General features: G+C 69.9%; 17 protein-coding genes. 1 reads left to right on the plus strand and 16 read right to left on the minus strand.

The window, feature by feature from the left end; all coding sequences use genetic code 11:
• Position 1 precedes the first annotated feature (1 nt).
• The 10 genes from MTDSW087_RS12445 to MTDSW087_RS12490 all read right to left on the minus strand — a co-directional run bounded on the left by MTDSW087_RS12445 (position 2) and on the right by MTDSW087_RS12490 (position 8,217).
• Complete coding sequence (locus MTDSW087_RS12445; protein WP_144764263.1) at positions 2-730, minus strand: biotin-independent malonate decarboxylase subunit gamma; 729 nt, start codon at positions 728-730, stop codon at positions 2-4.
• A complete protein-coding gene (locus tag MTDSW087_RS12450; protein ID WP_144764265.1) occupies positions 727-1,623 on the minus strand; it encodes a biotin-independent malonate decarboxylase subunit beta in 897 nt (298 codons plus the stop codon). The genes MTDSW087_RS12445 and MTDSW087_RS12450 overlap by 4 nt, the downstream gene beginning before the upstream one ends.
• Complete coding sequence (gene mdcC / locus MTDSW087_RS12455; RefSeq protein WP_144764268.1) at positions 1,620-1,934, minus strand: malonate decarboxylase acyl carrier protein; 315 nt, start codon at positions 1,932-1,934, stop codon at positions 1,620-1,622. The genes MTDSW087_RS12450 and mdcC overlap by 4 nt, the downstream gene beginning before the upstream one ends.
• Positions 1,935-1,939: 5 nt before the next feature.
• Complete coding sequence (mdcA, locus tag MTDSW087_RS12460) at positions 1,940-3,601, minus strand: malonate decarboxylase subunit alpha (RefSeq protein ID WP_144764270.1); 1,662 nt, start codon at positions 3,599-3,601, stop codon at positions 1,940-1,942.
• A gap of 107 nt (positions 3,602-3,708) precedes the next feature.
• Entirely contained in the window at positions 3,709-4,608 is a 900-nt protein-coding gene (panB, locus tag MTDSW087_RS12465) for a 3-methyl-2-oxobutanoate hydroxymethyltransferase (RefSeq protein ID WP_144764272.1), read from the minus strand.
• Between the two features lie 101 nt (positions 4,609-4,709).
• Positions 4,710-5,006: a DUF6166 domain-containing protein gene (locus MTDSW087_RS12470; protein WP_144764273.1), complete on the minus strand. Its 297-nt coding sequence runs from the start codon at positions 5,004-5,006 to the stop codon at positions 4,710-4,712.
• Positions 5,003-5,221 (minus strand): hypothetical protein, encoded by a 219-nt coding sequence (locus tag MTDSW087_RS12475; protein WP_144764275.1) that lies wholly within the window; start codon positions 5,219-5,221, stop codon positions 5,003-5,005. The genes MTDSW087_RS12470 and MTDSW087_RS12475 overlap by 4 nt, the downstream gene beginning before the upstream one ends.
• Positions 5,222-5,248: 27 nt before the next feature.
• Complete coding sequence (locus MTDSW087_RS12480; protein WP_144764277.1) at positions 5,249-5,632, minus strand: hypothetical protein; 384 nt, start codon at positions 5,630-5,632, stop codon at positions 5,249-5,251.
• Positions 5,633-5,802: 170 nt separating this feature from the next.
• On the minus strand, positions 5,803-6,594 hold the full coding sequence (locus tag MTDSW087_RS12485) for a sterol desaturase family protein (protein WP_144764279.1): 792 nt from the start codon (positions 6,592-6,594) through the stop codon (positions 5,803-5,805).
• A gap of 207 nt (positions 6,595-6,801) precedes the next feature.
• On the minus strand, positions 6,802-8,217 hold the full coding sequence (locus MTDSW087_RS12490) for an MFS transporter (protein ID WP_144764281.1): 1,416 nt from the start codon (positions 8,215-8,217) through the stop codon (positions 6,802-6,804).
• A 161-nt stretch (positions 8,218-8,378) separates the two neighbouring features.
• Here MTDSW087_RS12490 and MTDSW087_RS12495 point away from each other — a divergent pair, with 161 nt between their 5' ends.
• Positions 8,379-9,131 (plus strand): GntR family transcriptional regulator, encoded by a 753-nt coding sequence (locus MTDSW087_RS12495; RefSeq protein WP_144764283.1) that lies wholly within the window; start codon positions 8,379-8,381, stop codon positions 9,129-9,131.
• A gap of 147 nt (positions 9,132-9,278) precedes the next feature.
• Here the strand turns inward: MTDSW087_RS12495 and MTDSW087_RS12500 are convergent, their stop codons facing one another.
• The 6 genes from MTDSW087_RS12500 to MTDSW087_RS12525 all read right to left on the minus strand — a co-directional run bounded on the left by MTDSW087_RS12500 (position 9,279) and on the right by MTDSW087_RS12525 (position 16,909).
• Positions 9,279-12,443 (minus strand): efflux RND transporter permease subunit, encoded by a 3,165-nt coding sequence (locus MTDSW087_RS12500; protein ID WP_144764285.1) that lies wholly within the window; start codon positions 12,441-12,443, stop codon positions 9,279-9,281.
• 54 nt (positions 12,444-12,497) lie between these two features.
• Positions 12,498-13,670, minus strand: coding sequence for an efflux RND transporter periplasmic adaptor subunit (locus MTDSW087_RS12505; RefSeq protein WP_144764287.1), 1,173 nt, complete (start codon positions 13,668-13,670; stop codon positions 12,498-12,500).
• Positions 13,671-13,720: 50 nt separating this feature from the next.
• Positions 13,721-14,284 carry a TetR/AcrR family transcriptional regulator gene (locus MTDSW087_RS12510; protein WP_144764289.1) on the minus strand — a complete coding sequence of 188 codons (564 nt, stop codon included), beginning with the start codon at positions 14,282-14,284 and terminating at the stop codon, positions 13,721-13,723.
• Between the two features lie 2 nt (positions 14,285-14,286).
• Complete coding sequence (locus MTDSW087_RS12515; protein WP_144764291.1) at positions 14,287-14,631, minus strand: DMT family transporter; 345 nt, start codon at positions 14,629-14,631, stop codon at positions 14,287-14,289.
• Between the two features lie 118 nt (positions 14,632-14,749).
• Positions 14,750-15,466, minus strand: coding sequence for a glutathione S-transferase C-terminal domain-containing protein (locus MTDSW087_RS12520; protein ID WP_144764293.1), 717 nt, complete (start codon positions 15,464-15,466; stop codon positions 14,750-14,752).
• A gap of 168 nt (positions 15,467-15,634) precedes the next feature.
• Positions 15,635-16,909: an NAD(P)/FAD-dependent oxidoreductase gene (locus tag MTDSW087_RS12525; RefSeq protein WP_144764295.1), complete on the minus strand. Its 1,275-nt coding sequence runs from the start codon at positions 16,907-16,909 to the stop codon at positions 15,635-15,637.
• Between the last annotated feature and the right edge of the window lie 91 nt (positions 16,910-17,000).

Below are 17,000 nucleotides of genomic sequence, written 5' to 3' on the forward strand. Positions count from 1 at the left end.
GTCAGGCGCCCGCGCGGACGCGCGCCGCGACCGCGGCGGCGGCGCTGCGCCCGCCCCGTGCTGCGCCGAGCGCCCGGCGCGTGTCGTCGCCCGTGAGGGGCCGCGCGAGCGCCTCCCGGAAATGCGCCTTGAGGTCGCCGTCCCAGACGCCTTCGAGGCCGCCGACCCGGATGAAGTTCTCGACGCCCGGCCCGAGCACCGGGTTGGCGGCGGCGAGCTCGTTCAGGCGCTCGACGGGGATCTTGGTCACCCGCGCCATGGCGGCCGGCGCCATCACGCGGACCTCGGCGCCGGGCAGCGCGAAGCAGAGATCGGTGGCGAGCCCCGTCGCCATGAAGCCGCCCGACACGGCGAGATCGTGCACCAGCCCGATCACGCGGTGGCCGCGTCGGCGGGCCGTGTCGAGGCAGCGGGTCAGGTGGGCGATGCAGCCGTTATTGCCCATCAGCTCGTCGCGGCGGCTGAGCCGGTGGCCCGCATTGTCGACGATGACGAGGATCGGCCGCCCCGGCTCGTCGTGCATCGCGTCGAGCGTCGCGCGGGCGAGGCGGAGCGCGACGTCCGCGCCGATCGTGGTGCGGTCCGCGGTGCCGATCACGGTGACGGCGCGGCCCTCGAAGCGGGCGATGCCGGCGATGACCGGGCCGTCCCGCACGATGCCGTGGCCGGCACCGAACAAGGCGGCGAGCACGCCGTCGATCGCACCTTTGGTCTCGCTCTTCGCGTTCATCGGCTTCTCTCCGACACGGCGCCGAGCAGCGCGTTGAAGCGGGCCGCGTCGAGCGCGGGAACGTCGGCGGGGTCGTTCACGCCGAGGCGCGCCCAGACCTCCATGCCGTCGGCGCAGTCCCAGAAGCGTTCGAGCCGGCGCGCGAGCATGGCATGCTCCGCCTCCAGCGCGTCCAGGTCGAGGGGGCGCGGGCGGCCGACGAAGCCGAGGATCGCCGCGCGGAACGCCGCCATGTCGTCGGCGACCAGCGCGTCGATCTCGCCGATCAGCCGCCGGTGCTTCGCGCCCATCGTGCGCCAGACCAGCGCGCGGTCCTGCGCATCGAACTCCTCGATGCCCTCCACCGTCTCGATGACCTCGGGCCCCGAGATCGACAGGCGCCCCTCCTCGCTGGCGACGATCCAGTCGCAGGAGCGGGCGACGATCGACATGCCGCCGTAGCAGCCGTTCTTGCCGCCGATGGCGACGATGACGGGCACGCCGGCATGCCGGGCGCCGAGCGCGGCCCGCTGGATCTCGCCCATCGCCACGAGCCCGGCATTGGCCTCGTGCAGCCGCACGCCGCCGGTATCGAGGAGCAGGATCACGGCCGCGGGCCGCGTGTCGGCCGCACGCTCCAGGAGGCCGGTGATCTTCGCGCCGTGAACCTCGCCGACGGCGCCGCCCATGAAGCCGCCCTCCTGCGCGGCGATCAGGACCCGCCTTCCGTCGATCGTGCCTTCGCCCACCACCACGCCGTCGTCGAAGGCGACCGGCATGCCGAGGCTCGGGAGATGGGGCGAGACGACCTGCTCCCGCGGCGGGCAGAACTCGACGAAGGAGGTCCTGTCGAGGAGGCCGAGGACGCGTTTGCGCGCGGTCGCCTCGTAGAAGCTCTGCCGGGCGATCCTCACGGGCCCTCCTCCTTGATCTCGGCGGCGGCCTGGTCGAGCCGCAGGCTCACCACAGCCGGCGTCGCGCCGCCGTCGTTGATCGAGATGCGCACGTCGCCCATCCCGTGCCGGGAGAAGAAGTCCGCGAGGACCTGCCGCCAGGTCGCGCCGTAGCCGCGCACGGAGGTGTCGACCACGGCGGCGCAACGGCCGCCGAGATCGATCGCCTCGATGAGGACTTCGAGGTTGCCGGAGCCGACCACGCCGGCGAGCGCCGTGGCGCCGGCCGGCCGCGGCCCGGCGCCGTCGAACTCGTATTCCAGGTGCTCCATGACGCTCACCAGTTCCGGAACCGGGAGGGCGGCTCGTAGAGCCCGCCCGACCACGCGACGAGGTCCTTGATCGATCGGGCCGCGAGCAGGTCGCGCGTCGCGAGCCGCTTGTCGACGCCGAGATCCTCGGCGTACTGCACCGCGCCCTTCTCCCGCAGCCGCGCCACCATCGCGCGGTCGCGCTTGAGCCCCACCGGCGTGTAGCCGGCGACGCCGCGGATCGCCTGGGCCCGCTCCTCCAGCGTGTCGCAGAGCAGGAGATTGGCGATGCCCTCCTCGGTGACGATGTGCGTGAGGTCGTCGCCGTAGACCATCACCGGCGGCAGCGGCATGCCGAAGGTCTTCTGCAGCGCCCAGGCGTCGAGCGTCTCCACGAAGGTCGGCGCCATGCCGTCGCCGAAGCTCTCGACCATCTGCACGACGAGCTTGCGGCCCCGGGGCATCGCGCCGTCGCGCCGCTGCTCCCGGCCGGCCTTCAGCCAGGCCTCGCTGCCATGGCGCCGCCCGCGCGACTCGGAGCCGAAATTCGGCGCGCCGCCGAAGCCGGTGATGCGCGAGAGCGTCGCCGTCGAGGAATTGCCTTCGAGGTCGATCTGCAGGGTCGAGCCGATGAACAGGTCGGCGTAGTGGCCGGCAAGCTGGCAGAAGATGCGGTTCGACCGCATCGTGCCGTCGCGCCCGATGAAGAACACGTCGGAGCGCGCCGCCGTATAGGCCTCCATGCCGAGCTCGGAGCCGGCGCAGTGGATGCTCTCGACGAAGCCGGACTCGATCGCCGGGATCAGCGTCGGGCAGGGGTTCACCGACATGTACTGGCAGATCTTGCCCTTGAGCCCGAGATCCTCGGCATAGGTCGGCAGGATGAGCTCGATCGCCGCGGTGTCGAAGCCGATGCCGTGGTTCAGCCGCGTGACGCCGTATTTCTCGTAGATGCCGCGGACGACCATCATGGCCATCAGGATCTGCACCTCGGTGATGACGGCCGGATCGCGGGTGAAGATCGGCTCGATGTAGTGGGGCTTGGGCGCCTCGACGACGAAGCTCACCCAGTCGCCCGGCACGTCCACGCGCGGGACCTTGTCGACCAGCCGGTTGACCTGGGCGATGAGCACCCCCGACTTGAAGGCCGTCGCCTCGACGATCGCCGGCGTGTCCTCGGTATTGGGCCCCGTATAGAGGTTGCCGTCCGCGTCGGCGGCGTCCGCGGCCACGAAGCTCACATGCGGGGTGAGGTCGCAGAAGTAGCGGCTGTAGAGTTCGAGATAGGTGTGGATCGCCCCGACCTCGATCCGCCCCTCGCCGACGAGGCGCGCCATCCGCACGCCCTGCGGGCCGGCGTAGCAGAAGTCCAGGCGCCGGGCGATGCCGCGCTCGAACACGTCGAGATGCGGGGGCAGGGCGATGTTCGACTGCACGACGTGCAGGTCGTGCACGGCCTCGGGCGACACCTTGGCCAGGGACTGGGCCAGAAAATCCGCGTGCTTCTGGTTGTTGCCCTCGATGCAGATCCGGTCGCCGGGCTCGACCACCGCCTCGAGGAAACGGACGATGTCGTCCCGGCGGACGATCTTGCCGTCGGCGCAGGCCGAGCCGCGCCGCAGCCGCTCGCGGTAGCCGCGTTCGAGCGCGTTCCAGACCCGCGCATCGCCTGGGGTCGTATCGAGCATGGCTCGGCATCCTGCTTCAATGCGGTCGCGGACGGGCCTCTCCTCCCTGCGAGGGGGAGGGGACAAGGGCGTGGTCCCGCCACCGACCCGATCAACCGGACGGGGGCTCAGACCTGCTTGCGGCGCTCGACGAGGGTGAGGAACTTCTCGTACTCCGCCGGGTCCACGCGATAGGAGTGGTCGTCGTCGGGGAAGGTCACCGCCTTGACGTCCTCGACATAGCGCCGGATGCCGGAGACCGCGACTTCGGTGAGGTTCGCGTAGCGCTTGGTGAATTTCGGCTTGAAGTCCGTGAACACGCCGAGCAGGTCGTAGGCGAGCAGGATCTGCCCGTCGCAGCCGGCGCCCGCGCCGATTCCGATGGTCGGGATGGTGAGCTGCTGCGAGATCAGCGTCGCGATCGGCGCCGGAACGGCCTCGAATTCCAGCATGAAGCAGCCCGCATCCTCGATGGCGAGCGCATCCTCGAGGATCTTCATCGCGGCCTCGGCGGTGCGTCCCTGGATCTTGAAGCCGCCGAAATTCGCGATGGTGTGCGGCGTCAGGCCGATATGCGAGGCGGTGGGGATGCCCGCATCGACGAGGGCCTTCAGGATCTGCGCCTGGCTCCGTCCACCCTGCGGCTTCACCGCGTCGCACAGCGCCTCCTGCATGAAGCGCGTGGCGTTCATGAGCGCCCGGTCGACGGTGTTGTAGCTCTGGTAGGGCATGCAGCCGAGCACGAAGGTGTTCGGCGCGCCGCGCCGCACGGCCTGGGCGTGCAGGATCATCATGTCCATGGTCGCCGGAACGGTGCTGGCATGGCCGTGCGCGACCATCGCCAGGCTATCGCCGACGACGGCGACGTCGACGCCCGCCATCTCGGCCCAGCGGGCGGAGGTGTAGTCCGGGACGGACATGTAGACGAACTTCTCGCCCGTCCGCTTCGCCGCGCGGATGTCGAGGATGGTGCGCTTCTCGATCCTGCGCTCGGACCCGCCCGTGCCGGTTCCCGCTTCGGTGCCCATCGTGGCGCCTCCCCGTCTTCGTTGCTCTCGGCTTCTCTTGGTTGTTCTTGTCTTGTTTGTTCTTGGCGTCCGGTCCGGGACGAGCCGCAGGTACGTTCGAATTACGCGAAGCGCTGGAGGACGCGGTCGATGTCGGCCGAGGTCATCTCCCACTCGTTCTGGAAGTTGGCCACGACGCTGCGCATGAAGGACGGCTCCAGCCGCTCCGCCCGGGCGGGGTCGCCGAGATGGTCGACGAGCATCGCGTAGGCGAGCTGCGAGGGCTCGGGGCCCTCGTAGCTCCACTCGAAGCCGTTGCGGCTGTAGCACCTGCTCTCGGTGTGCTCGTCGAGGGGCTGCCCGTCGACCGTGACGAGGATGCCGTCGATGGTGCGGTCGCCCGAATAGACCTTGGTCACGAGCGGACCTCCCGGAGCTGGTGGCGCGGCGTGCGGCCCTCGGAGCGGGTGCGCATCACCTCGGGGAAGATCCAGAGGCTGACCACCATGAAGGGGCCGAGGAAGGCCACCGCCCATTGCGGGCCGGTCTGGCCGAGATGGCGCATGTAGAACCAGCCCGCGAGCGCGGCGAGGGCTACGGCCACCGACAGGCCGAACTTGATCGGAAACGGCATCGGGTCCCTCCCGGAATTCGCGTGATGTCAGAAGACGGTGCCGACATGCTGGAGCAGGCCGAGCGATGCGCCGATGCCGGCGAACACGATGGCGAGGCCGGCGATGCCGTCCCGCCAGCGCTGGGGCCAGACGTTGAACAGGCCGGGCGCGAACAGCAGGGCGAGGCCGCCGACGATGACGAGGCTCGTCCAGCGCAGGTTCGCCACGCCGTAGGCGAGGCTGCCGCCGACCAGGGCGAGGAGGAGCAGGACGTTGGCCGCGATGAGGACGAGGCCGAGCGGGCGGCTCCTCAGGTCGGGGCGCGTCTCGAGCGGGAACACGCCCGTCAGCACGTAGAAGCCGGTGCTCGCCACCCCGGCGAAGAGCGCGAACCAGAGCAGGGCCGCGACGTTCGGTTCGATCATGGTCATGTCCGCCTCCCGGTCGTTCCCGAGCCGTTCCCGATCGCGGCGCGATCGGGAACGGCTTCAGGTCATTGTCTTGACGCGCTCTCCTTCGCCGAACCGGCATCCACTTCGGCTGGAGGGCGCTCGCGGCGGCGCCGAGCCGGCGCCGCGGGGTCTCGTCGTCCGGCTTGCGCTCACTCGGCCGGCTGCATCGCGCCGGCCTCGGGCGCGCCCGGCGTGCGCGCGGTCTTGCGCATGTCGGTCTTCACGTGGCGGGTGTCGTAGCCGTTGAAGAGCGTGCCCAGCAGGCCGCGGTTCAGGTCCGAGGTGCCGAACAGCCAGTCCATGATCGGGAAGGTGAGGTTCATGTTGCGCTCCATCATGATCGACTGGTCGTGATGGGCCGTGTGGTGGCGCCGGTTCGTGTTGATGAACGGCATGTGGCGCACGAACCAGTTGTCGTCGACATGGCAGCAGAAGTGCATGAACTCGTAGATCAGGTAGATGCTCGTCGTGGTGGTGATGAACAGCCAGCCGATATTCGCCGTGAACACGTTGCCGAGCACGATGGCGCCGGGGATCGACATCAGCGTGAAGGCGGCGAGCGCGTAGGGCGGGAAGAACGTGACCCGGTAGTCCTTGTGGTCGGCGAAGCGCATCTCGTGGTCGGTGAAGAACTGATGATGCTGCAGCGTGTGGCGGTTGTAGACCGCGCGGGCGATCGGGTTCTTCGACGGGCGGTGCATGACGTAGCGGTGCAGCCACCATTCGAAGAAGTTGCAGAACAGGAACACGACCGGAACCGTCGCGAGTTCAATCAAGCTCGGCGCCTTGATGTTCGAGATGTAGATATACAGCGCCGTCAGGCCGATCGTGTAGATGATCGCGATGTGCAGAAAGCCGTTGTACCAGCCGGCAACGCGCTGGCGGTAGTTCGCCCGGTAGGCGCGCTGCCGCTCGCTCATGGTGGTGGCCGCGAGTTCCATGGCGTTTCCTCCCGTCTTGGATCGCGCTAGAGAATATCACTGATATATCAGAATGCAACAAGAAAGCGGCGCGGCTTGCCGGGTCCGGGTGCGTTCCGCCGGGATGGATGCCGGTCCGGCGAAGGAGAGCGCGCCCGGGGTGAGGGCTTGGAGCCGTTCCCGTCGCGGCGCGATCGGGAACGGCTCCGGCGCGCCCGGGGAGGGGGCTCAGTGGGAGATCGCCTCGAGCGACTGCCCCTTCGTCTCGATGCCCAGCAGGGCCACGCTCAGGGCCGCGACCACGAAGGAGCCGGCGCCCAGCGCGAAGACGCCGCCATGCCCGAGCGACGGCAGGATGATGCCGATGAGGTAGGGCCCGATCAGCGAGCCGACGCGCCCGACCGCCGAGGCGCAGCCCGCCCCGGTCGCACGCGCCCGGGTGGGGTAGAGCTCGGGCGTGTAGGCGTAGAGCACCGACCACATCCCGAACAGGAAGAACTGCATCACCAGGCCGAAGGCGATGAGCCAGCCGAAGCTCGGCGAGTGCCCGTAGAGATAGGCCGCGACCGCGCTGCCGAGCAGCATCAGCACGGCGGTGGGCTTGCGGCCCCAGCGCTCGACGAGGATCGCCGAGGTGATGAAGCCGGGCACGCCCGCGAGCGAGATCAGGATGGTGTAGACCACGGACTTGGTCACGCTGTGCCCCGCCTCCTGCAGGAGCGCCCCGAGCCAGGTGGTGAGGCCGTAGAAGCCGAGCAGCGCGAAGAACCAAGTCAGCCAGATCATCACGGTCCGGCTGGCATAGCCCGGGCTCCACAGCTCCAGGAACGAGAAGCGATGCTCGCCCCGGGGCTGCTCCGGCAGGGGCTGCGGCTCGGGCAGCGCGCGGCCGCCGAGATGCTCGCCCACCTTCGCCTCGATTCCGGCCATCACCCGGTCCGCCTCCTCGTAGCGGCCGCGATCGGCCAGCCAGCGCGGCGATTCGGGCACGAAGAAGCGGATCACGAACAGGAACAGGGCCGGCACCGCCTGCGCCAGGAAGACGGCGCGCCAGTCGAAGGTGCTCAGGAGCACGTAGCTCAGGCAGCCGGCCGCGATGAAGCCCAGGGGCCAGAAGCCCTCCATGATCGCGAGGTAGCGCCCGCGATTGGCGGTCGGCAGGAACTCGGAAACGATGGCGAGCGCCACCGGGAATTCCATGCCCATGCCGAAGCCGAGGAGCAGGCGCGCGTAGCCGAGCGCGGTCGCATCCGGCGCGAAGGCGCACCAGACGCTGCCCAGGCCCCAGAAGATCATGCTGACCTGGAAGACGACCTTCCGGCCGAACCGGTCGGCGAGCATGCCGGAGATGCCGGCGCCCAGGAACATGCCGAGGAAGCTCATGCTGGAGAGCAGGCCGGCCTGGGCGGTGGAGAGGCCGAACTCGGTCTTGATCGAGCCGAGCAGGAAGGTGAGCGAGCCGAGATCGATCGAATCGAAGAACCACGCCGTCGCGATGATGAGGAAGATGGTGCGCTGGAAGCGCGTCATCGGCAGGCGCTCCAGCCGTGCCGCCACCATCGCGCGCGAGGCCCGGGCCGTCGCCGTCTCGGCGGCCCGCTCCGGCACGAGGGTGCCGGCTCCTATTGCGATCGGCCCTGCCATCGTTCGCCTCCCTGGCTGCATTATATCTGCGTGGAAAACATGAGGGATACGCATGAGATGCGCAAGATATATCAGCGTCAGGCCGGTGGACTGTCCTTGCGCGTCCTGTGCCGCGGCGCGCGCCGTGATATCCAGATCCCGATCAGCCCAGTGGGGGGACGATGAACTTCGTGACCGGAAAGACCTCGCCCGTCCGCGCGGGGGCACGGGGCCGCAGCCGGGCCGGCACCACCGCCGCCGGAGCGCCGGATCCGGCGGCCGAGCAGGACGACCTGCCCGACCTGACCCTCACGGAGAAGGCCTACCAGCAGCTGGAGGAGCTGATCACCACGCTCGCCCTGCCGCCCGGCATGGTGCTCAGCGAGCAGAACCTCGTCCAGCGCCTCGGCATCGGGCGCACCCCGATCCGGGAGGCGCTGCAGCGCCTGGCCCGGGACGGCCTCGTCGTGGTGATGCCGCGCCGCGGCATCCTCGTCTCGGAGATCAACATCCGGACCCAGCTGCGCCTCCTGGAGACGCGGCGCGTCCTGGAGCGCCTGATCGCGCGGCTCGCCGCCGAGCGCGCGACGCAGGAGGAGCGCGAGGTCTTCGCCGCCCTCGCCCAGGGCATGAGCGAGGCGGCCGGCGCCGCGGACGACCTCGCCTTCATGCGCCTCGACCGCCAGTTCAACGAGCTCGTGGCGGCCGCCTCGCGCAACGAGTTCGCGGTGCGCTCGCTCGCCAACATGGCCGGGCTGTCGCGGCGGTTCTGGTACCAGCACTACAAGGAGGCGGCGGACCTGCCGCTGAGCGCGACCCTGCACGCCGATGTCTGCCAGGCCATCGCCAGGCGCGACGGCGAGGCCGCGGAAGCGGCATCCGACCGGCTAATCGACTACATCGAGAGCTTCGCCCGCAAGACGCTCGACACCTAGAGCCGTTCCCGATCGCGTTGCAATCAGGAACGGCTCTAAGTTCTTGTTGTGACGCGCTCTCTTGCGCCGAACCGGTGTCCGCTTCGGCTTAAGAGCGCTCTAGGTTTACAAGTCTTCCGCACCGGAAAACGAGCGGTCCGCGACAGCCTATCGCGCGCCGCTCGAAGCCCGCTCCGCCGGAGCAGGCGCGGCCACGCCTTCCGCGGATTCGTCCGCGCCGCTGCCCCGCCGGAAGGCCGAGGCGATCAGGACGTAGAAGAGCGGGGTGACGAAGACCGCCAGCACGGTCGCCGTGATCATGCCGCCGAGGACGCCGGTGCCGATGGCGCGCTGGCTGTTCATGCTGGCGCCCGTGGCGATCGCGAGCGGGACCACGCCGAGGATGAAGGCGAAGGAGGTCATCACGATCGGCCGGAAACGCAGCTCGCAGGCCTCCAGAGCCGCCTCGCGCACGGACCGGCCCTGCGCCACGAGGTCCTTGGCCACCTCGATGATGAGGATGGCGTTCTTCGCCGTCAGGCCGATCACCGTGATCAGGCCGACCTTGAAGTAGACGTCGTTCGGCATGTCCCGCGCGAGCATGGCGAAGACCGCCCCGACGATGCCGGTCGGCACCACCAGCAGCACGGCGAGCGGGATCGACCAGCTCTCGTAGAGCGCCGCGAGGCAGAGGAAGACGCAGAACAGGGCCAGCGCGAGCAGGTAGATGGCCTGGCTCCCCGAGAGCTTCTCCTGCAGCGATTGCCCGGTCCAGGCGAAGTCGAAGCCCGGCGGCAGCTGACCCGCGAGCCGCTCCATCTCGGCCATGGCGTCGCCGCTGGCATAGCCCGGCGCGGCCATCCCCGAGATCTTGATGCTCGGATAGCCGTTGAAGCCCACGACCTGCGACGGGCCCATCGTCCACTGCACCCGGGCGAAGGACTGGAGCGGCACCATCTGGCCGCCCGCGTTGCGGACGTGGAGGTCGAGCAGGTCCTCGGCCTTCATGCGCCGGCCGGCCTCGGCCTGCACGATCACGCGCTGCATGCGGGACTGGTTCGGGAAGTCGTTGACATAGGCCGAGCCGAGGCTCGTCGAGAGCGCTTCGTTGATGTCGGAGAAGGTGACGCCCAGCGCGTTCGCCTTCTGCCGGTCGAGGGTGAGCTCGATCTGTGGCGCCGTCGGCAGGCCCTCGACATAGACGCCCGCGAGGACCGGGCTCTGGCTCGCCGCCTTGAGGAGCTGGTCGCGCGCGGCGGCCAGGGCCGCGTAGCCCTGCTGCCCCTTGTCCTGCAGGCGGAAGGCGAAGCCGCTCGAATTGCCCAGCGCCTCGATGGCCGGCGGCGACAGCGCCATGGCGATGGCGTCGGGCAGGCCGCCGAGGGCGGCGTTGGCGCGGGCGCTGACCGCCTCGGCGCCGTCGCTTGGGCCCCGCTCCTTCCAGTCCTTCAGGGTGACGAAGGAGAGCGCCGCGTTCTGGCCCTGGCCCGAGAAGCCGTAGCCGAGCAGCATGGTCCGGCTGGCGACCGCCGGCTCGGCCCCGAAATGCTCCTCGATCCGCTGCGCCACGCCGAGCGTGCGCCCGGTCGAGGATTCCGGCGGCGTCTGCGCATCGACGATGACGTAGCCCTGGTCCTCGACAGGCAGGAAGCTCGACGGCATGCGCACGTAGCCCCAGCCGAGCGCGCCCAGCAGCAGCGCGTAGACGAGGAGGGCGCGCACGGGACGGCACAGGATTCCGGCGACCCCGGACCGGTAGGCCTGCGTGCCCGTCTGGAAGCGGCGGTTGAACCAGCCGAAGAACCCGCCCTTGGCGTGGCCGTGGCCCTTCGCGACGGGCTTGAGCAGCGTCGCGCAGAGCGCGGGCGTGAGCGACAGCGCCAGGAAGGCCGAGAAGGCGATGGAGGTCGCCATGCTGACCGCGAACTGACGGTAGATCACGCCGACCGAGCCGGGGAAGAACGCCATCGGCACGAACACCGCGACGAGGACCGAGGTGATGCCGATGATGGCGCCCGTGATCTGGCCCATGGCCTTGCGGGTCGCCTCGCGCGGGGACAGGCCCTCCTCGCCCATGATGCGCTCGACGTTCTCGACCACGACGATGGCGTCGTCGACGAGGATGCCGATCGCCAGCACCATGCCGAACATGGTGAGCACGTTGATGGAGAAGCCGGCGAGCAGCAGGGCGCCGCAGGTGCCGAGCAGGGCCACCGGCACCACGATGGTCGGGATGATGGTGTAGCGGACGTTCTGCAGGAACAGGAACATGACCGCGAAGACGAGGGCCATCGCCTCGGCGAGCGTCATCAGCACCTTCCGGATCGACACCTCGACGAAGGGCGTCGTGTCGTAGGGCACCGTGACGCTGACATTGGCGGGCAGCGTGCGCTGGAGCTGCGCGATCCGGGCCTTCACGCCGGTGGCGGCGGCGAGCGCGTTGCCGCCGGGGGCGAGCTGGATGCCGATGCCGGCGGCCGGGCGCCCGTCGAGGCGGGTCTGCATCGTGTAGGACTGGCCGCCGAGTTCCACTTCGGCGACGTCGCGCAGGCGCACCAGCGAGCCGTCCGGATTGGCGCGCAGCACGATCTCCTCGAACTCGGCCACCGTGGTGAGCTGCCCTTTCACCAGCACGGTCGCGGCGATGCGCTGGCCGTCCTTCGCGGGCTGGGCCCCGACGATGCCCGAGGCGACCTGGGCGTTCTGCGCGCCGACGGCGGCGGTGACGTCCGCGGGCGTCAGGTTCAGGCCGACGAGCTTCACCGGGTCGATCCAGATGCGCAACGCCTTCTCGGAGGAGAACAGGGTGGCGCGCCCGACGCCCGGGACGCGCCGCAGCTCGCCGAGGATGCGCCGCGCGGCGAGGTCGCCGAGATCCGTCTCGCTCAATGAGCCGTCGCGCGAGCTGACGACGACGAATTGCAGGAAACTGGTGCTCGCCTCCTCGACGATGACACCCTGCTGGGTCACGGCCCGCGGCAGGCGCGCCTCGATGCGCTTGATCCGGTTCTGGACGGCGACGGTGGACTTGGCCGGGTCGGAGCCCGGCGCGAAGGAGGCCATGATCTGCGTCATGCCGGAGGTGTCGCTGGTGGACTCGAAGTACATCAGCCCCGGGATGCCGTTGAGCTCCTCCTCGATGATGCGGGTGACGCCGTCATAGAGCCGCTCGGGCGGCGCGCCCGGATAGGTCGCGGTCACCTGGATCGTGACCGGGGCCACGTCCGGATATTGCGAGACCGGCAGGACGGCGATGGAGATCGCGCCGACCAGCATGATGAAGATCGAGATCGCCCAGGCGAAGATCGGGCGTTCGATGAAGAAGCGGGTCATGGACATGCGCCTGCGGCGGGAAGAGGGCCGGGGCGGCGGGGCCGCCGGGTTCGATCAGGGCTTCGCGGGAGCCTCGGCCGTCCTAGCGGCCGCCCAGGGCACCGGGTTCACCACCATGCCCGGCTGGATCTTCTGGAAGCCCTCGACGACGACGGTCTCGCCGGGCCTGAGGCCGTCGAGGACGATCCAGCCCGCATCGGTGAGCGCCCCGGTGCGCAGGGGGCGCAGGGCGATCGTCTTGCCCTCCTCGACCACGAAGGCCTGGGCCTCGCCGGCGCTGCTGCGCTGGATGGCCTGCGCCGGCACGATGGCGGCGCCCGCCGTCATTCCCTGCGCGACCCGCACCCGGACATAGGTGCCCGGCAACAGGGCGCCGCTCCGGTTCGGGAAGGTGGCGCGCAGGGAGACCTGGCCGGTGCCGGGATCGACGCTCACATCCGAGAACAGCAGTTTTCCGGCCTCCGCGTGCAGGGAGCCGTCCGGGTGGACGAGCCGGACCTCGGCGCTCTCCCGGCCGGCGGCGCGCTCGGCGAGGGGGCTCGGATCGGAGGCGGCCGCGTTGAAGTCCGCGAAGATCGGGTCGATCTGCTGGATGAGGGCGAGCTTGGTCGCCTCGCCCTGGCCGACCAGCGCTCCTTCCGTGACGAGGGCGCGGCCGATGCGGCCGGAGATCGGCGCGCGGACGGTGGCGTAGTCCAGGTCGATCTTCGCGCGCGCGAGCTGCGCCCGGGCGCTGGCGACGTCCGCCTCGGCCTGGCGCAGGGTGGCGGTGGCGATGTCGTGCTGCGCGGTGCTCGCCGCCTGGCGCTCCAGCAGCGTCTCGGTGCGCTCCGACTGGCGCAGGGCCTGCGTGCGGGTCGCCTCTGCCCGGGCGAGCGACGCGGCCTTGGCATCGACCTCGGCGCGGTAGATCGCCGGATCGATGCGGAAGAGCACGTCGCCCCGGTTCACGTGGCTGCCCTCCTCGAAGGCGCGCTCCTGGATGATGCCGGAGACCTGCGCCCGGACCTCCGCGACACGGGTCGAGGCGAGGCGCCCCGGCAGGTCGAGGGTGCGGGGCACGGCCACCGCCTCGACCACGGCGGTGGAGACGTCCATGGGCGGCGTCTCGGCTGCGGCTCCGGCCGGCTGGTTCGCGGCCGGCTTGCAGCCGAACAGCGCCAGCACCACGATGATGGGCGTGACGATCGGGATGACGGGCAGGCGTCTGCGTTCGCGCGCTTCCATGGGGCTCAACGGTCCGTGGATCGAGAGAGGATTGGCCGGGCGGCGCCCCGTCAGGCCGTGTGGGTCATCGCCAGGAGGCGGGCGCGCAGGGCGGGCAGGTCCGGCATCGGGCCGCCGTCGTCGCGCAGGAGGGCGGCGAGCCAGGCGCCGTCGGCGGCCAGCCGCACCATCTCCAGGACCGGGTCGCCATCCGTCTCGCGATAGCGCTCCAGGCCCCGCGCGAACCAATCCGCCGTGACCCGGCGCAGGCTCGGCTCGGTGAGCGAGGAGATGTAGAGGGCGGTCCACTGGCTGCTCTGGTTCAGCATCAGGTCGTCCAGGGTGACGGTGACGTAGGCGCGCGTGAACCGGCCGCGCGGCACCGGATCCTTCGCCATGGCCGCCTCGATGTCGGCGTCGAGCTTCTCCAGCAGGTCGGCGACCACGCCGTCGATCAGGGCCTGCTTGCTGGCGAAATGGTGGAACAGGCCGCCCTTGGTGACGCCCGCGGCCTCGCAGACCGCCTGCACGGTGACTGCCGCAAGCCCCTGTTCGAGGGCGAGCGTCGCGGCGCAGTCGAGGAGCGTGCGCCGGACGAGCTCGGGCTGCTTCTTGCGGCGGTAGGCGGTCGTCATGGTCAGTGCCCCGCCGTGGTCGAGAACGCCTGCATCACCACGACGCCGCCGACGATCATCGCGATGCCGGCGATCGCGGGCAGGTCGAGGGATTGCTTGAAGACCATGGCGCCGATCAGCGCGGTCAGGACGACGCCGACCCCGCTCCAGATGGCGTAGGCGACGCCGAGGGGCATGGCCTTCAGGGCATGCGTCAGGAAGTAGAAGGCGCCGGCATAGAACGCCGCCATCGCCAGCGTCGGCGCCACCTTCGTGAACTGCTCGGATTTGGCCAGGAAGGTCGTGCCCGCGATCTCGCAGAGGATGGCGACGGCGAGCGCGGCATAGGCGACGGGTTGGCTCGACATGATCTCACCGGTGAATTGATGGGCCCTTAAATACAGACTGGTTGGTATCTTTCAAGCGAAAATCGACAGTCCGCCACACCGGCAAGGGCGCGTGCTCCGACGCCCTGGGCCGCTCGCGTCATGAGTCAGCGGAGCTCGCCTCGTCGTGGCGGACGCGCTCGTGGATCGCCGTGCAATGATCGACCAGATTGGTGTGCGCCGAGACGAATTCCTTGAGCGGCGTCTCGATGCTGTAGAAGTGGATATTCGCCAGAAACCCGTAGATCGCGGCATCGATGCTGGTCGGATTCTCTCCGAACACGAACCCGCTCGCGGGGACGAGATTGGCGAGAACCTGAAGGTCTGCGACGCCGCGGGCATAAGCCTCGGCCGGCGCGTAGCGGCCGATCCCGTGGTAATGATAGCGTTGCGCGTTGAAGTCCCGCGCCTTCAGAAGCAATGCGTCCGTCAGTTCGGGATGCTCGCGGCGCAGGGCATCGCGGAATGCCGGCCAGAACCGCTCGTCCTTCCAGCGCGAGTAGGACATCACCCAGTACAGGTCGTCGAGCATGCGGGTGACGAGGTGCGCCGTGTCCCGCTGGGCGGGGGTGAGCCCCGCATCGAGGGTCAGGCCGTACCGACGCGTGAGATAGGCGATGATGGCGTCGCTGTCGCCGACCGTGTCCCCGCCATCGACGATGTAGGGCAGCTGCCCGCGCGGAGCGGCCGAGGCGTCCACGATGTGCTCGTGCGTGAAGGGCAGGCCGGCCAGCCTGAGGACGGCGAAGACCTTGAGCCCGTATCCGTTATTGTCGGCGACGCCGAACAGGCTGGGATAGGAGTACAGGACGACCATGCGCCATCTCCCGTGCCGGGGACGTGCCGCGCGATGGGTCCGCAGGGACGAGGGACCGCGCGAAGGCGCGTTCCGTCATACGCTGCGCGTCGCATCCGCGTGAGGTGATCCGGCGACTCGGAAGACTATCACAGGTTCCGGAGCCCGTTCGACCGGGATCGGCCGACCCTACAGGAAGCGCCGAGGGTCGAAGGGCGCCAGGGTGATCTCGGGCTCCGCACCGCTGACGAGCTGGGCGACGAGGCGTCCGGTCCGCGCCGAGCCCACGAGACCGACATGGCCGTGACCGAAGGCGTAGATCACGTCGGAGGTCGTCCGGGCCGGTCCGATACAGGGGCGCCCGTCCGGCATGCTCGGACGATGCCCAAGCCATACGCGCAGGCGGTCCGCAGACACCGTCCCGGCCAGTTTCGGAAACATCGCGATCAGGTGGTCGCGCAGGATGTCCGCGCGCTTCCAGTTGGGCGCCGCCGCCAGCCCAGCGAACTCGACCTGGCCGGCCGCGCGCAGGCCGCCATCCATGAAATTGGCGATCATTTTGGCATCGGACGCCATCACCGGCGTGCGCGGGCCGGCCTCGGCATCGGGGATCATCACGTGGTAGCCGCGCTCGCTCTCCAGGGGCAGTCTGTCGCCGAGGGATGCGGTCAGCGCCTTGGAGCGCGCACCGGCCGCCACCACGGCGCGGTCGCAGGCGATCTCGCCCTGCTCCGTCGTCACCGCCTTGAGACGTCCGCCCTCATGGCGGAAGCCCGTCGCCCGGGTCGTGATGTAGGCGGCGCCACGCTCGCAGGCCAGCTTGGACAAGGCCGCGACATAGCTGCCGGGATCGCGGCAATGCCTTGCCTCCTCGACCACGAGGCCGAAGGTGTAGCGCGGATGCAGCTCGGGCTCCCGCTGCCGCAGCTCCTCCGCCGTGAGTTCGAGCCAATCGACGCCGACCCGGCGGCGGAGGGCCCAGGATCGGGCATCGCCCGCGAAGGCCGCGCGATCGGGATAGACGTGCAGGACGCCGCGGCGCTCGATCAGGTGCGGAACGCCGGCCTCGGCGGCGAGGGCCGCATGGAGCTTCGGCGCATCGACGAGCAGCGTCCTCATGGCCTGGGCCGTCCGCTCGATCTGGCCTGCATTCCTGGCTCCCAGAAGGAAGCGGACCAGCCACGGCAGGACCTTCGGCAGATAGGCCCACCGGATCGAGAGCGGGCCGAGCGGATCGAGCAGGAAGGAGGGCACCTTCCGCCACATCCCCGGCTCGGCCGGCGGGATGACGGAATGCGACGAGAGCCAGCCGGCATTGCCGTAGCTCGAGGCCTGCTCGCCCCCGGGCTGTCCCGGATCGACCACCGTCACGCGATGTCCCGCCCGCAGGCATTCGAGCGCGCTCACCGTCCCGACCGCGCCGGAGCCGATGACGACGACATGGCGACCTGTTCCTGCGGACATCCGCTGCCTTCCTCGATTTCTGCCGACCGGGCGCCCCGGGAGCCGTCACCGCATAGAAAAGCCCGCACCGGCGCAAGCCGATGCGGGCTGT

It is taken from the genome of Methylobacterium dankookense (assembly GCF_902141855.1).
GTDB lineage: Bacteria > Pseudomonadota > Alphaproteobacteria > Rhizobiales > Beijerinckiaceae > Methylobacterium > Methylobacterium dankookense.

Excerpts from the sequence above, each read along its gene's own strand:
- MTDSW087_RS12490 (WP_144764281.1), bottom strand. The coding sequence starts at position 8,217 with ATGGCAGGGCCGATCGCAATAGGAGCCGGCACCCTCGTGCCGGAGCGG.
- mdcC (WP_144764268.1), bottom strand. The coding sequence starts at position 1,934 with ATGGAGCACCTGGAATACGAGTTCGACGGCGCCGGGCCGCGGCCGGCC.
- MTDSW087_RS12505 (WP_144764287.1), bottom strand. The coding sequence starts at position 13,670 with ATGGAAGCGCGCGAACGCAGACGCCTGCCCGTCATCCCGATCGTCACG.
- MTDSW087_RS12515 (WP_144764291.1), bottom strand. The coding sequence starts at position 14,631 with ATGTCGAGCCAACCCGTCGCCTATGCCGCGCTCGCCGTCGCCATCCTC.
- panB (WP_144764272.1), bottom strand. The coding sequence starts at position 4,608 with ATGGGCACCGAAGCGGGAACCGGCACGGGCGGGTCCGAGCGCAGGATC.
- MTDSW087_RS12495 (WP_144764283.1), top strand. The coding sequence starts at position 8,379 with ATGAACTTCGTGACCGGAAAGACCTCGCCCGTCCGCGCGGGGGCACGG.
- MTDSW087_RS12445 (WP_144764263.1), bottom strand. The coding sequence starts at position 730 with ATGAACGCGAAGAGCGAGACCAAAGGTGCGATCGACGGCGTGCTCGCC.
- MTDSW087_RS12485 (WP_144764279.1), bottom strand. The coding sequence starts at position 6,594 with ATGGAACTCGCGGCCACCACCATGAGCGAGCGGCAGCGCGCCTACCGG.
- mdcA (WP_144764270.1), bottom strand. The coding sequence starts at position 3,601 with ATGCTCGATACGACCCCAGGCGATGCGCGGGTCTGGAACGCGCTCGAA.
- MTDSW087_RS12520 (WP_144764293.1), bottom strand. The coding sequence starts at position 15,466 with ATGGTCGTCCTGTACTCCTATCCCAGCCTGTTCGGCGTCGCCGACAAT.
- MTDSW087_RS12525 (WP_144764295.1), bottom strand. The coding sequence starts at position 16,909 with ATGTCCGCAGGAACAGGTCGCCATGTCGTCGTCATCGGCTCCGGCGCG.
- MTDSW087_RS12480 (WP_144764277.1), bottom strand. The coding sequence starts at position 5,632 with ATGACCATGATCGAACCGAACGTCGCGGCCCTGCTCTGGTTCGCGCTC.
- MTDSW087_RS12500 (WP_144764285.1), bottom strand. The coding sequence starts at position 12,443 with ATGACCCGCTTCTTCATCGAACGCCCGATCTTCGCCTGGGCGATCTCG.
- MTDSW087_RS12475 (WP_144764275.1), bottom strand. The coding sequence starts at position 5,221 with ATGCCGTTTCCGATCAAGTTCGGCCTGTCGGTGGCCGTAGCCCTCGCC.
- MTDSW087_RS12510 (WP_144764289.1), bottom strand. The coding sequence starts at position 14,284 with ATGACGACCGCCTACCGCCGCAAGAAGCAGCCCGAGCTCGTCCGGCGC.